1 protein-coding gene is annotated in these 17,463 nt (G+C 36.5%); it reads right to left on the bottom strand.

The window, feature by feature from the left end:
* Window positions 1–68 precede the first annotated feature (68 nt).
* Window positions 69–17,030: a CARDB domain-containing protein gene (locus K350_RS0100230; RefSeq protein WP_028978200.1), complete on the bottom strand. Its 16,962-nt coding sequence runs from the start codon at window positions 17,028–17,030 to the stop codon at window positions 69–71.
* Window positions 17,031–17,463 lie beyond the last annotated feature (433 nt).

The following is a 17,463-nucleotide window of genomic DNA, read 5'->3' as shown; positions in this document are numbered from 1 at the left end:
AAGAAAAGTACAGTCGATAGTTTAATATAAGCTCGCATTGGAATCTTCAATTTTTATATGATGCAAAATTATTTGGTTAATATTTTTAATTGTATACGTCGTGCCCAGGCTGCAACATAGAATGTCTTGTCACTTATAGCTCCTGGTCTTAACACACCTTGAGGACCTTCTGGCTCTGAAAAATCCATACTTAATGATGTAAAGTAATATTGAAGATCCTGAACAGTCAATCCCAGAGGCACTTTGGAGCCTGTGCAAACGATTGCTCTTCTCGGTGTCGGTATATCTATATTTCCTCCATTAGCAAAATGTACATGTATAGGAACTATCTGTCCCGCTCTTGCTGAACGCGGGTGATCTAGATCAGTTAGCAAAAGTTCTTGTGTGGATTTTTCTACTTTAAATCCATTCAATTTTACTGCCTCTTCACCAGATAAGGAGTCTACAGATACTACATCATAATAACCATGCGCTGCTCCTGCAAGATTGAATGTTGCAAATACCTTGGTAGGATTTACATAAAATACCTTGCTGGCCTTTATCGGAAGGTTGTCTTGATAAATATAAAATTTACAACTTGGTTTGAATTTCGCTCCCTGTATGCATGTCGTAACCGGTCCTGAATCACCTCCGACATTTGTTTTTACAGATCGTATTTCAAAATGAAGTATGGAAGCTTTCAGAGTTATATCCTGGGCCTGACCAAATTCATTTTCACCATACACCATTACATAATAAGTACCCGGCTTCATTTCGCTGATGATTGCTTCCTGATTTCCAGAGAATGGACGGCTGAAAGCAGCATCATAGGTATTTCTTGTTGGTACATCGCCGTAACGAATATACAATTCGTTGTGGTTGTTCTGATCTTCACCAGTTAACTCCACAAGAAGAGTTTCATTCTTAAGCGAATCCGGAATGATTATTTTATAAGAAAGACCGCCTTTGTTTGCAAGGATTGTATCTTCTGCAACATTCAGCACAAGTTCTTTAACATCCAGCAGGATTGATTTCAGACTTGCTGTTTCGTTATTTCGTTCATCTGTTTCCGGTATCTGATTTCTTGAATCTGTTCTTGCAATTACATAGTAGTTACCCACAGAAGCATTTGTAATCTTGAATGAATTAGTGAATGCTTGCACACCATTTGATGCCAATCTCAAAAAGTTTTTGGAATTGCCAAGATAGATATCACTGAGATCCCAGCTTTGGTCTCTGGACAAATAAAACTGATCTTCTTCATAACCCACTGCCGGGTTGATTCCTTTATTCAATATTGCCCATGATATTTTCAGATCATCTCCCGCTGTATATTGCTCTTTATCAGTTGTAATCTCTGATACAATCAGATCTACAGGCAGTGGCATCTCAAGATGGATAGGGGAGGAAGATACATTGTTACCTTCCTGATCGCCTTCATATTGCGAATTATCATTATCTGTTTTTACCAGTAATATATAATTACCTGATTCATACAATGGTAATATAACTTCTTTATTCACGCTATATCCTGACCCAACCGGAAGCGAATCATACCGGTCTATAGATCCAAGTAATCTGTCGTTCTTATCAATGTTGAAGTCGGTCGACAGATAAAATTTATCAGTCCACCTTTTAGGACGGGTTGCGCTTGTACCCTGATTGGTGACTGTGTATTGAATAGTTACCGGTTGTCCGGAGACACCTTCTTCCGGAGTCTTCAGGTCTGTAATGTAAAGATCTGGTGTTGTATTTAAGGTAATTGCAACTGGTTTTACAGAATAGTTATTAGCTCTGTTTTGGTCTCCTGAGTTTGTTAAAGGTTTACCATTAGGTGAATAATCGGTTACCATTATCCAGTAATATTGTCCTGATATAGCCTCTGGTATTTCCAATTTGCGGGAATCGAAATAAGTCATTCCTGAGTCAAGCGAATGCTTGCCAAAGTAGGAAGCTAAATAGATGTCTGTCTTAGGCTGCCATATCGTATCGCTCGACAGATAAACAGCATCACTCCATTCTGCATGGGCACCTTGTCTTCCGATATTTTTAACTCTCCATTCTACAGGATAGCTGATGCCAGTCAAAACAGTTTCTGGTGTTTTCAGTTCAGATAGTTTAAGATCCGGGCCTGGACCATAAGTAACTGCAACAGGGCCATACATGGTAATATTATTGTTTTCATCTGTATGCTCATAAATTTTATTGGTCGCATCGGTAATTACATAGAAATAATAAGTTCCTTTCTCAATATCAAATGGTATAGGAACATCTATAGTATAGCTATATGAAGAGTCTTTCTTCAATCTGAAGTCAGCTCTTGCTCCTGCAAGCAATACTGTATCTTTTCCAAGGACAGGTGACGGAGAGATATAAATTCTATCTATCCATGACGAATCTTTGGTTGCAGCTTTTCCCTGATTTGTTACTTTAACATGAAGTGGATATGCAGAGCCTGTTTCCGCGGTATCTCTGTCAGCAGATAACTTGCTTATTTTCAGATCTGCCCATGGAGACAATGTTACTACCACAGCTTTGTTAAACTTGTTATTTGCATATCCCTCTGTTACTTCATAAACGCTTCTGTCTGCATTTGTCTGAATCTGAAGGTAAATGGTGCCGTTAACTCCTTCCGGAAGCTTGATAGAACTGGTTACATAGATAGTTTCATTAGGATTTAAAATCCTTTCTGGTTTTACTACCATTGCAGCTACCGTTTTTGCTTTGGTTGTATCTGAAGCTACAGACTCTTTTATATACAGGCTGTCTATCCATGTATTTGCATTAACAGTTCCGGTACCTTTGTTTCTCAATAGATATCTGACTTTCATGATTTCTCCTGAGTTTACTTCTGTATTTAAAACAATAGCTTCTTCAACAATAAGATCAGGAGACTTAATAGTCAGCAAGGTAAAGCTTCTGCCCGTGTTGTTATGTTTGTTTTCATGTTCAAAAACTTCATTAGCTCTGTCTGTTACCACAAATATGTAATTGGCTCCTGTAATATTATCCGGGATTTTAACTGTGGCTTCAGCGCTATAGCTCTCTCCAAGGTTTAATGCGGAATAATTCGTTTTGGAACCCAGCAATTTTGCATTCTTTGCATCAAAGAAGATATTATTAGAAAGATAGATTTCATCTGTCCATCTGCCGACATTCGTAGCGGAACCTCCTTGGTTTTTAACAGTCCATGTTACTTTGATATTGTCTCTGTTACTTGCTGAAGCTGGTATTGAAGTTACACTTGGTACAAGATCAGACGGAGGTAATAGCGTTACAGAAATTGCATTACTTTTTTCGGAATTATTATTATTGTAAGCGTGCTCAAATATCTGATCATCCTCATCAGTCTTCACGTGGATAAAGTATTTTCCGAAGATTCCGTGAGGCAGAGTTACAGGAATTGTATTCGAATAAAACTTTCCAGCTTCCAGTTGCCCGCTGTGAGTTATAGTAGCAAGTATAAGTGCTGTACCTGAACGCAACACAGAATCTTGTGACAAATAGATCTGATCTTTCCATATGCTGGAATGAGTCTTGCCATCTCCTTTATTACCAACTGTCCATTTAAGATCTATTGTTTGTCCTGAAAATACATTTGAAAGGGTTGATACCTCAAGCACCTGTAAATCCGGAGGAGGAGTGAGGTTTACCAAAAGATATCTTGAATTCCTTCCTATGTTGTTATCATGGGTCAGCTCTTTTATTTCATTGTTTTGATTCGATACAATGAAAACATAATGTGGACCACCAACTCCTTCAGGAAGTCGGACCGTTGCAGATGCAATATAGGACTGGCCCGAATCAAGTGAGGTTTTATTTGCAATTCCTGTTAAATAGGAATCAACTCCAAACGTTAAAATACTATCATTTGAAAGATATACTTTATCAAACCAGTATTCATTTGATACAGTCTTGCCTATGCCTGAGTTCTTGACTTCCCACGACAACAATACCTCCTGACCAGAGAATGCTGATGCCGGTACTAGTACATTTTTTACTTCCAGATCCGGAAGTTTTCTCAATTCAAATTGTTGGATCGGTCCGGTAGTTTCAGCACATGAATTTTTAGCAGTGACTTGCCAGTTGTACTTTGTGCCAAAATCCAATTGGTTTTCAATACGATATAGAATCTGACTGGTATTTCGCACAAAAGGTGATTCAGGAAGTGATTCTGTTTCTTTCCATATACGAATATCATAATGGCTTGCATTCGCTGATGGACTCCAGGACAATGAAAGCGGCAGACTCAGATCCGCTTTGTTATTCAATGGAATAAGATTTTTAACTTCAGCAGGTGCTACAGGGTCAATCACTGTAATCTTCATGGAATCAGCATATGAACAGCCATATTCATTTATTCCATTTACATAATACGTTGTTGTGACTTGTGGACTAACTTCAATATCAGCCGTATTTGCTCCGGTTGACCATAAATAATCCGAGCCATTTACAAGGCGCAACTGTGCTGCATCACCTTTACAGATAGTCTGAAAACCTTTTCCTTCTATAGTAATATAAGCCTTTTCAGGATAGGAGGTATATATTTCAGCCGTTCTGGTACACATATATTGGTTGAACCTTTGAAGTTTATATATCCCTGTATCAGAAATAATAATTGATTTGGTTGTTGCACCGTTCGACCATCTGATGCTGTCTGAGTATTTGCTCTCCAGCGTTATCTTCTGGCCAGAACAATATACTTTATTATTTCCTTGAAGAATAACAGGTTGCTCTGGGAGTGGCAACACAGTTACCTTAACATTTAAATAATCATTTCCATTCTGATTAGAGCAACCGTTAGTTGCTTTAACACCAAATTCAGTTGTCTCTTCAGGTTTTACTTTTATCCTGCTTCCGACATGGCCGTCAGTCCATAAAAACTCTTTTGCTTTTCCTGTAACAAACAAGTCTATTTCTGTTCCTTGACAGATAGCTGTATCCGAGCTAATGCCTGTAACTATAGGTGTTTCGAAAATAGTTACTTTCACTTTCTGTTCGTATTTACAACCTTCACGATTTTCAATAAGAACAGTATATTCTGTTGTAGTATCCGGTGAAACTATGATGGAACTGCTTGTTTCTCCATTACTCCATTGGTAGTGATATCCATTCATCACAGTAAGTGTCGTGGATTCACCTTTACAGATTTCTTTTTGACCTTCTATATAAGGTACTTTAGGATCTTCTATTTTAACTGAAGATGTTTTCGCACAACCTTCCTTGCTTACATGGCTGAGAGAATAAATTCCCTGAGCTAAAACAGTGATAGATGGAGTTGTATCTCCGGTTGACCATTTTATAAATTCTGAATAATCAGAAGAGGTAAGGGTTATAGCATCTGTTTCGCAGAATGACAATGTGCTTGAGCCAGTAGCAACAATAATAGGAGCTTTGTCCGGACCTGGTAAAACATCTACAACTATAGATGCTGTTTCAGTTCTGCCAAAACATGTACCTCCATGCGCTGTCACAGAATAGGTTGTTTTTTGAGTAGGGTAAACTTTAATGGCATTGCCTGATGAGCCATTTGACCAGGAAAAGTAGGATGCTTTACCTTCTACTGTTAATAATGCTTCACTTCCTGCACATACTGCCGCATCACCTTTCAAGGATGTTATTTTAGGAATAAAATCACCACCACGTACACTTACAGTTACACTTTTATCCAATTCACAACCTTCTTCCGTTTTGATTTTAACATTGTAAGTTGTTGTGCTGGTTGGTGAAACAAGAATTGAACTAGTGATTTCTCCTGTGGACCATAAGAATGACTGGCCACCATTAAAAACTTCTAGTCTAACTTCCTGACCCGGACAAATTGTTAAATTTTGAGTCAGTCTTGGAATAAGCGGACTTTTGATTTCAATGCTACCAGTAGATGAACAGCTGGAAAGTGGAGCTGTATGTTTCACAGAGTAATCTCCAGCACTGGCTACTTTTATGGTTTTTGTCTTTTGTCCTGTAGACCAGATGATATTATCTTTTATACTGGAAGTAAGTGTAATCGAATCTTTTTTACAAGCTCCTCCTAAAGTTCCTTCAGATGTAATTACAGGTCTTTCAGGATTTGGTATCACATCAACTGTTATCGTATCTGTATTAAAGCAATCATATGTATTGTAAGATTTTAATACAAAAATAGTTTTATAGTTGAGACTAACAGGTTGAACTCTCTGATTGGCATAAACAACATCAGACCCTAATATTTGCCAGGTATATTTAGATCCTCCGCTTGCAACCAATGAATATTGGGCATTCTGACAAATTATAGTGTCTTTTCCTGCATAAGCATCTGCAGTAGGGTAGTGGTGGATGATATAATTGTTTATGGAATCATTATCCCTGTTGGAATCGAAATCCATCGATGTATAAATATCAAATGAATACAGTGTGTGATCATCCATCACCACCGGGGTTTTAAATGTATAATTGTAAGATTGTCCACCTTTTAGCTTTATACCTGTGAGTTCTTCTTTAATGTTAAGAGTATCATTGAGAACAAAATGTATGGAAATGTTATTCAGTGTATCAACGCCGAAGTTTTGTAGTTTTACTGCAATAAACCGATTGCCATTCAGGTTACAACTACTCTTGGGTCCGATTACAGATGTAATACCTATATCTTTGGTTACAAGCCCTGAACCGAATTCATCAGCTCCAATATCAGGATTTTTATCATGACGGGTATGTCCGTCTATGTCTGTTTTCACCTGAGATATAGGTATTGCTGCTCCGTCAAGATTTGACTGGCTTACATGCAGATTTGTAGAACTTACAAAAACAGGATCGATAGATAATGAATGACTATCCATACCTGTAGCAGCCTGAAGCGCTTCTACTGATGCATAAGTGTTTGACGAACTACCCCATATAGCCAGAGTTTCACCTGTGGAGAAGTAATCGTTATAGTCAAAAGTCAGACTTTGTGTATTGCCTGTTACAGTAATTGCACGTCCTTTACCAAAGTGAGCGAATATATTATTTTTGACCTGAATGTATCGGCTGTTTTCCAGATTAAAGGCTTCATATATTGGAGTACCTGTTCCTGAAATTCTGACACTGTTATGATACACTCCAACATTTTCACAAGAAGCTAAATAAATACCAGAGTTTTCTTCTGATTGAGTATGGCTTATAAAATTGTTGTAAACCAATACAGGGTCTGAACTTGTTCCGATAGCAGAATTCAGGTAAATACCTCTGCTTCTGGTTCCGGGAATTATTATCTGATTTCCAGAAATACGAAGGCTACCTCTTGAGTTACCTGCATATATCGCATAATAATATGTATAGTGTGAAAGCGGGGTTATGATGTTATTTTCAACAATCGTATTTCTTGGATAACTCAGGTAAATACATGATTTACTCTGAGTATGGAAAACGTTTCCTGAAATTTCATTTGTCTGACTAACTGAAGCCGAACCATCCATATAGATTCCATAAGAACCATCCTGAAATACATTTTCTTCAATACGGTTTCCTGTTGTATAACCTGATGTACTTATAAGATATTGATTTCCGCTTGAATTATATCTTTTTCCACTCAGTACGCAATGCAGAACATTGATATAACTAGCACCATCTTTCATTACCAATACATTAGCATATTCGGTATCAAGTGACTTTAAAGTAATACCGTTAAATGTTATATAATTGGTTCCTTTTATTAAAACAATGTAGTTTTTATCGATGGTCGATTGATAGTTGATTGTTGTCCTGGTGCTGTCTCCAGATGCAGACGAAAAGCTTACTTTATTGATTGAAGAGATCCCTGGTACTTTTAGTATTTCAATCTGTTCGTTATAGATACCGTCTGCAGCTTTGAATTCTACAGGACCTGCTACTCCATTGGCCATCAAAGCTTCAGTAGCTTTTGTAAAGTTAGGAAAGTCAGCACCTGTCCCTCCAATCGTATAAATACCTGAAAGAGCAGGAGAGATGTTTCTCTTTATTGTGTCGTTTGAAATTTCATTATCCGTTGTGCTGTTTGGAGAAGAAACCCAGGCTTTTATTTCATAGGAATTTAATCTTTGAAATTCATGTATACCGAGATTCACTGGGATGCTTCTCTGAGAGGATAATGATCCGGACCATTTTACCTGACTTTGCAAAATTCCATTTATTGACCAGTTTATATTTGCACTGTTAAGAATTTCAGATCCATTATTGTATAATGTAACAGTAACCTCCTGCGGTCCGGTAATAATTGGTGTTGCTGGTTTTTCAATTTGAATAAGTGATGCATCTGTTCCTGAAGGCGTAAATTCATATGCACCTATATCAGTTAAGGATTTTCTTGCAACTCCATTGATATCGCTCAGAATACCGCCTGCCTGAGGAGCAACATCATTTAAAAGGGCATTGGAAATAACGCCTTCCTGTTCGTTTTTAAAGTTGGGATTAACAGTCAACGTTTGATTGTCTTTTCCGGTTACCTGCTTCCAGTCAGTCAGGTCTTTTATTTTATCACTATAATACCCTAAATATTTTCCTTGTGAATAGAAGTTGTTATAGTTGGATGAGAAAGAACCATTGTAATAATAAATGATGTATCCTTCCTGTGAAACAACCAGGTTATTATTAAACAGGCTATTGTTATTTCCCGAAAGTGTAACTGCTGTAGCATCAAGACTCAGCGTTTTATTATTGATTCTGATAGTATTATGATAGATACCAATATAGTCTGAATAATACACATTAATACCTCTTGTAACTGTTAAGCCGGAAACCAGGATATCGTTATTGGCTATTACCGGAGAGCCTGTCGCTGAAGAGACCTCTATGCCTGATCCTCCATTGAAAAGTTTTATTCTGTTTCCAATTACTCGGCTCTTGAAAGCATAGCTGTTTAGTTTTATTCCAGCATGCCCAGGGGAGTTGCTGTTACTTTCTATTTTATTGTTTTGTACAACAGGTTCGTCCTGGTTTATAAGATTTATCGACTGAGCATATGAATCTTTAAATTCATTTCCCTGAATTAAAAGTCCTTGCTGATATTTATTCGTACTGGTCTTTCCAGAGGCATATATTCCATAACCACCTTTAATAAAAGAGGAGCCTTTAATAATAAGATTGTCATTGCTGAAATCCCCGGCTTCACTATAAACCAAAGCTTGATTTTCTGTATTATTTGTTGTAGCCGATCCGTTAAATACTACATTTGAAATAGTAATATTATCGGACCCGTTTAAGATGCTCAGAACTCTGCCATACATATTACTGCTATTGCGGAAGGACAGATTTCTGAAGGTTATCCCATCCGCAGAAGACAATTGAATCAGATAATTTTTATCTGCAGTACCACTATTTGATATTTCGACATCTGACCTCAAGCCACTCTCTGCCTGAAATACAATCGAGTTCTTCTTTGAAGCACCGATAATGGATGGAATAATTACCTTCTCATTGTATATGCCATTTCTAATATTGAACTGAACAGAGTCTACTATGCCGCCTTTAATTAAAGCATCTGTTGCATCACTGATTTTTGCAAAGTCAGGACTGTTTCCGCCGATAGTAAAAGTTCCTCTTAATGCAGCATAAACCGGACCTGTAAGAACTGTATCATTCAATTGATTGTTGTCGGATATACCGTTAGGTTCGCTTGTCCAGGTCTTGATTGTATAGGCTGTTTGTGGAACAAAATTAAAGTTACCCAATGTTACAAGAGAAGTATCTCCCAATGTCAGATTACCTGTCCAGGATATAGCAGTTTGTTGAATGCCATTAACCGACCAGTTTATAGTTGCTGTCTCTAGAGGTATATCTCCGTAGTTTCTTAGCTGAACTGCTACCGGACTCGCTCCTGAAACAAATGGCTGCACCGGGCTTGCTATTTTATGTATACCTACATCATTGGCATCCGGAACATTCTCATCAGCACCAATGGATGGCTTTGATAGGCTACGGGTTTCACCATCAATGTCTTCGGTAATTCCGGATATTGGTTTACCCAATGTATTCAATGCAACTTCTGAAGAACGCAATATTGTATCAGACTGGAATTTAGGATCAAGTGAAACCGAATTGAAATCAACACCTTTATTTACTTTCCATTCCAATAGTGTTGCATGAGACGCAAATACCTTTGTGCCGCTTACAAAATAATTATTGTGATCCGATAGGAGTGCATAATATATGTCTTCAAAAGTTGAGGCAAAACCGAGACCCGTATTTAAAAGGATATTGTTTGCAATTGAATGATATTTACAACTTGAACTCTTATAACAACTTGCAGTTATTCCTGTACTCGCATTTAGTATTGAGTTAAAATAAACCCCAAGGTATTCGCACGCATAAAGTTGAATTCCAAAATTGTTGTTTGATCCTTTTATCGTAATAAAGTTATTCGAGATAATTCCAGATTGGGCTTTAGTACCTTTGTTATCAGAGCAGTTAATTCCTGATCTTCCTTTTGTAACCTCTATTCTGTTTTTATCGATTAAAAATGTTCCTGTACAATAATTGACAGAAATACCATCATAATACTCATAGTTGTTACCTGAAATAATCTTGTTGCCTGTAATTTGAAGGTTAAGCTGGTAGGATACATTAATAGCCATATTTCCTTGCCCTTCAAAGTGATTGTTCTTTATAGTGTTATTTCTGTCATTATTATTAGAGGAGCTGAAATAGACCCCAAAACCACCTTTTTTAAATATATTGTTTTCTATGAGGTTGTTGAGATTGGTATATTCACTTGAAGACCTTTGAAACATTATAATGGAGGTACTATAAGAGTTATCGGTTATTCCGTTAAAAGTATTTCCTCTTATTATATTGTTATCCGCCCCATCGGTAGCGTTAATACAGATTCCATATGTTGTATTGGTTGGAAGAAATTGTATGCCATAAATCCTTATATAATCCGCACCGTTTAACTGAGCTATATAATTAGAACCTGATTTTCCTGCATAAGTAAGAATTACATCACCTTCTGTCTGAGGTTTAAAGGTTATTGTACTTGTATCTGATGTTCCGAAAATTTCAGGTATTGAAAACTGTTCAGAATAGGTATCAGGTTTTACATGAAACTCAACATTCCCGGCAACACCTGCAGTAGCGAGCGCAGCTACTGCTGAAGTAAAGCTAACAAAGTCAGAGCTCTGTTTTCCGATTGTATAAATACCTCTCATACCAGGACGAAGGTTATTTACTTTCAATGTATCATTGTAATGGTTATTATCTGTCAGATCATTAATCCAAACTTTTACAGACGCAGTTACTCCTGACGGAAGCTGAAAATTTCCAACTGATACTTCAATACTTTCCGAAGGTGCAAGAGAACCTGTCCAGGTAGTAGTTTTTGTTGTATCATTGACAGACCAGCTAAGGTTTGCGGTATTAACTGTTGCACTTCCATTGTTGAAAAGGACAACTTTTACTGACTGGTTTCCAGCTTTTACAGGTGATAGGGGAGATACTATGGATAAAAGCCCAAGATCAACACCTTTGATTGTGTTTTCATCAGCACCCAGATCCGGTTGAGCACCACGGGCCTCTCCGTCGATATCTGTATTAAAACCTGCAATGGCAATTCCTTTGTTGTTTATTCTCGGGTCATTAGTCTGCCACACTTTAGCCGCACTGAATACCGGATCTAAATTTATAGAATGATTATCTTGTCCTGTAGTAGCAGTCCAAGCCCCTATAGTCAGATCATTTTTATTCAGCCTGAAAGGATATAGCCCTTGTGAATAATAGTTGTTGTAATCAGTAGTAATGTTTTTTGAATTGTTAATACTTAACGCATATCCCTTGTTTCGGCTGACAATAATATTGTTGTTTAATATACAATTTGTACTGTTTTCAATGTTGACACAATTTGATAATGGATAGTTATTGTTAAGAATAAGCGTATTGAAATAAATCTTGAAGTTAATGGCATTATAAAGACTTATTGCCTCTGCATTGTTAGTGCCTGATATTTTAATAAAGTTATTTGCAATAATTGTTTGTAATGTATCAGGATTTGAAGCACTGCTTACATAGATACCCTCATTTCCATTTCCTAAAAGTATTTTATTACCAGTTATTTTTGATCCAATTGTACTAGAGAGATAGATTCCCCGATCTTCGATGATGTCAATTGTATTATTCTCTATGATAGAATAATTCTGATTTGAAAGACTGATTCCTGAATATTTCTGACTGGTAAAGGTATTGTTAACCAGTTTATTATTTTCATCATTGTTGCCTCCTGATGATGAATAACCTGAAATAGCTAAACCTGTACTTCCATATTGAATTCTATTGTTTGCAAACAGGTTATTGTTGTTTTTCAGTCCAGCTTTCTCGGAATACATTTCTATCGTATTATAACTACCTGTTGATGCTGACTGAATAATATTATTTGAAATAATATTGTTATTAGAACCATTAAGCAAATTTAAAACCCCATTGTAGCTATTGTTTTCAGACCTTAAAGTGATATTTCTTATTGTTACATAATCTGTGCTGTCCAATCTCAATACATAGTTGGCAGAATACGTTCCTGCATAAAAGGAAAGGATTACTTTAGAACTATCAGAGTTTTCAGATTGAAAGATGATTCTTCTTTCAGCGCTTGTTCCTGCTATCTGTCTCAGTCTTACTTGTTCCTGATAGGTGCCAGGTCTTACATTAAATGTAACGTTTCCAGCTATTCCTTTTTTATTTAGTATTAATGCTGCGGCATTAAAGCTGGCAAAATCCGGATTTGTTCCGCCTATGGTATAGGTACCATTTAACGGAGCGGCAAGATCTGCGATTACAAGTGTATTATCACTTATATCTAAATCTGTTGATCCATTAGGATTTAAAACAGAGATTTCAAATTTATAAAGTTGTCCAACTTTAAAGTCAAAATTACCAAGTACAACAGTGTCTGAAGCATTTGCCTGAAGGTTGCCTGTCCATAAGTAATCAGACTGAGCAGTTTCATTAGTTTTCCATTTAACTGTAAAAGAAGTTACTGTTGTTGATCCATTGTTTCTTACAACAATAGATACAGGATTGATGCCTGCAGCAAAATTCTGATCAGAAAGCAGGAGCTTGTTCAATGCAAGGTTCAATCCAGCCGGACTGAATTCAGAAGCGCCAATATCCGGAAACTTACTTCTAATTATATTATCTATATCTTCTGTTACAAGAAGGGCAGGGGTGGCTGTTCCGTTCAGACGTGGATTGGTCACTTTATAAGAATCCGTTGCAATCATCGGATCTATTGAAGTAGAATTTTTATCATGGCCTGAATAAGTAGACCACTGAGATATACTCTTAAACTGGGCGCTGGTATTATTATATGAATATAATAGATTAGCACCTTTAGTGTAATAGTTATTAAAATCAGCTTTTATGTTGAGGTAATCATTGCTATTACTAAAATATAATGCATAACCACCACCATTATTAATAAAATGATTGTTATAAAGATCTATTGAAATGCAACTATATAGGTAAGCTGAACGCTCGCTTGTACTGGCACCTGAATATAAAAAGGTATTGTAGTAAATATCGGCCTGCTCTACATCTGACATGCTAATGGGCCTCGATTCAGATGTTCCTTGAGTCTTTACAAAGTTGTTTGCTATTAAAATCCTGTTCGTGGCAGTAGCTTTAGTATAACCTAAGTTTATACCAAACCCTCCATTGGTAGCAATACGGTTTTTTAGAATTTTTAGACCTTCCTTGCAAGAATATATATCAATAGCTCTGTAGTTTGTATTGGTGCTTGCAGAAGTTATTGTATTGGAGATTATCTGTGTAAAAGATTGATCATTGAGCTTGAAACCATATGCAGCCTGGTTTATTAAAACGTTACCTCTTACTATGATTTTACCGGATTCATTTGTGGATTTTGCAAGCAAATAAAAGCCATAGTCATTGTTTTGTAATAAGTTCTTTTCAAATACAACATCTCCTGACGGACTCACAGATCCTTGTATATTTACAAGTGTATTGTTTTCACTTGGGTAAGTACTCGCTCTTCCTGTAATGATGTTATTGGTGAAAAGAATATTTGAATTAGCTCCCTGAAGATCTATAGCTTTAGCATAATATTCACCATCAATTTTAAAACCAATATTTTTGAAGGTGATATAGGAAGTGTTTTCAAGTTTTACAACATAGCTGGAATCAGATTCATAACGAGTTACATAATAACTCATCGTAACTTTACTGCTATCTCCGGATTCTGATTGGAAAACAATCTTGCCATCTGCTCCTGATCCGGATATATCAGACAATGCAATGTGTTCATTATAGATGCCATCTCTCACCAGGAAAGTTACATTTCCTTTTATACCTCCGTTTTTCAGCTGGTTTTGCACTTCTCCGAAAGACGCAAAATCAGGCGCTGTTCCTCCGATCGTATAAGTCTTGGAAGGTAATGCAGCATACAGGTTTTCCTTCGAGAGAATATTGTCAGCCGTGTTAAGATCATCCCTTCCGTTAGGGAAAGATACTTCAACGCTAACTGCATTGCCTTTGAGAAAAGGAAAACTTTGAGAGCCAAGGTTAATCTCAACAGATTTTCCTTTTTCAAGATTACCATTCCATTTTTGTAAGGGTTTAACCTCACCATTAAATGTTAGTTGGTAATCAAAAGAGGTGATCTTTTCATTACCACTGTTAGCCACCTTAATTTTTATATCATAGTTACCTGCCAGGAATGGTGCTACCGGAACCAACAGTGACTGCAGTTGCAGGTCAGCTCCTGAAGAGGTGAACTCACCTGCACCGATATCCGGATGGCTGGTATCTCTAGGTTTTCCTTCGATGTCCTTAGAAACCTCTGCCAGAGGTATTGCGGCCCCATCCAGCAACCCCTTTGAACATTTATATCCATTGTCTTCAATAAAGACAGCATCAACAGAAACAGAGCTAGAATCTTTTTTCGAAAGTAATTTCCAGTCCTCCAATCCTTTCAGATTATTTTCATTTATTCTGAAAGTATAAGAGCCTCCTGAATAGTAATTGTTATGATCAGATGAGATATCAGAAAAAGATTCATTGGTTTTAAAATCAGCAGCAAAGCCAAGTCCACGTACACAAATGTTATTATTAAATATTCGAAGGTTGCTGTTTGTACCGATAATTTTTAAGGCCACACTTTCTGCACTGCTATTGGTAATATTAAAAGTGTTATATAAGATTGAAAGGTTTTTACACTGGGCTACATTAATGCCGTATACATTAGCTAAGCCATCTCCATGAAACGCATTATTGTAGATTAAAGATACTTTTCCTTCTGGTGAATTGGAGTTTGAAACATGGATACCATAACCAACAGTTTTTACATACAATTGATTGTTGGCAATTGAAAAGTCCTCTGCATAATCTGCATATATACCGTAATAATTTTGAAGTTGAGTTCCACTTATTTTATTCCCATCTATTTTCAGACCAGACATATTTCCAAGATACATGGCTCCGGAGAACTGTCCGTAAATTTCATTATTTTCAATGGTAATCCCTTTGATTACGCTGGTCTCTCTATTGTAAGGTTGATTTGCATAAATTCCATAGGAACCTTGTGATATGACATTGTCTTTGATTTGTATATTATAACAAGGGGTAGACTCCGTTTCTTCAAAATATATGGTGGATGCACTTGCTGAACCGGTGTTATAATATTTACCCAGAATTCTACAGTTGATGATGGAAATATCATGTGCACCTTTTTCAAACTTTATAATATTTCCATAGTCATATATATCATAAGAATTAGATAAAGTAAGGTCTTTAAATGTTATGTATGACGCTCCATTGAATGCAAGAAGATGGTCTGCCCGTGTGTTTCCGTCTCTGAATATGATTGTACTGCTACTATCTCCTGAAACAGATTGAAATTTAATAGTATTCAACAGAGAAGCTCCCTTGATAGCTATGATTTTTTGGCCTATAATATGTCCTCCATCTGCCAGATTAAATACAGTAGGTCCGCTAACACCTGCTTCAATAAGGGTATTTACTGCAATTGTTAAATTCTCAAAATCTGCATCTTCAGTTCCAACTGTATAACTGCCTTCAAGAGCTGTATAAATTTTCTGGATTACTGTATCCTGTAAAGTTGGATTAATGCTTCCATTCAATTTAGAAACCCATGCTTTTAAATTATAAGTCTTACCTTTTTCAAAATTAAACTTACCAACAGAAAAAGAATCCTTGCTGAAGGTATTATCAGATACCGGATTCAGGCTTTTTGTCCACTTGAATGGAGTCTGTAGCGTTCCGTTTATCTCCCAATTGACAGTAGCCTCTGTTAAAGCTTTAGATCCATAATTTACAAGTGATACAGAAATGTCCTGGTTTCCATAACGAACGCTGATTTTGGATGCTGGAGTTTCCAATGCAGCTTTTACTTCTGAAGCTGTGTTTTTCAGGCTCAGTATATTAGCTCTTAAATTAGTATAGGTTGCTTGAGGAAAAACATATCTCATGCTATTTAAAGCACCTAAAATAACAGATCCGCCCCCCCAGGCCTTTTCTGCAAGTACAATGTTTGATGGATCCTCTTTACTTACAAGCAGAGGGTTCAAACCACTACCTTTTATTGTTAAATTTGCTCCATTATAGGATGAATATCCCCAGAACTCTTCACCTACAGGCTTCTGAGGACCATTAAATATTTTATGATTCTTATTCGCACTTACTATCGTATCCGCAATAAAATTAAAGTCTAATTCCACTCCTCCGAAACCTATTGATAAATCATCATCATATGGAGGATTTGAATTGATAAAAAGAGTATTACCCTTTTTTACCCAGTCCTCATATTTGGTTCTGTTTGTGAACCAGTAATCTCTCAGATAACGAAAATGATCTTCATCTCCTTCCATATAAATATAGTTGGTAGCCGAGTTCAGCAATGAATCAGTATTTACATTATCATAATACAACTGTTTCCATTTTCCAGCTCCAAAGGCCATGTCCATTGTTTTGGCATAGGATGTATGCAGTGAGCTTGAATAATAAGAAGACACCAGCATGACCTGAGCCTTGGATGAAAATGAAAGGATTGTAAAAAGAAATATGATTTGTAAAGAGATGAATACTTTATTTTTCATTTTATATTTTTCTTTATAAGAAAGTCTGAAAGTTTTTTATAAAAGCTGATCTATGTTTTGATTGTAATACTCTGATCAGTTTCGAATCATTCAAGTATTTTAATAAGACTATACTTGATGGAGCTTAAATATAAGCTATTTAAGAACTCAATAGGAGAGGGGTGAATACTCTGAGAAAGATTTGGGAAAAAGATATTAGTCAATAGATGAAAGTCTATTCTTTCATTGCAGGTGGTTGATTTGATCATTATAATCATGTTAAAAAGCCAAATTCAATCAGCAATCTTTATTCAAAATTTCAGATTGTTGTAAAGCCGGAATAAGTTTGTAGTGTCCCTCTTTATTATTAAACAGTTCTACAAAAATACAAGACAAAGACTATTAAATAATTAACAATAGTCAAGAAAGCATGGAGTTCTGTCAAATGAACTTA

Origin of the sequence: Sporocytophaga myxococcoides DSM 11118 (genome assembly GCF_000426725.1) — a bacterium.
In the GTDB taxonomy this organism is placed as follows: Bacteria; Bacteroidota; Bacteroidia; order Cytophagales; family Cytophagaceae; genus Sporocytophaga; species Sporocytophaga myxococcoides.
Note: the sequence above shows the minus strand (reverse complement) of the source record. Positions and strands in the feature narration are given on the sequence as shown.

Excerpts from the sequence above, each read along its gene's own strand:
- K350_RS0100230 (WP_028978200.1), bottom strand. The coding sequence starts at position 17,030 with ATGAAAAATAAAGTATTCATCTCTTTACAAATCATATTTCTTTTTACA.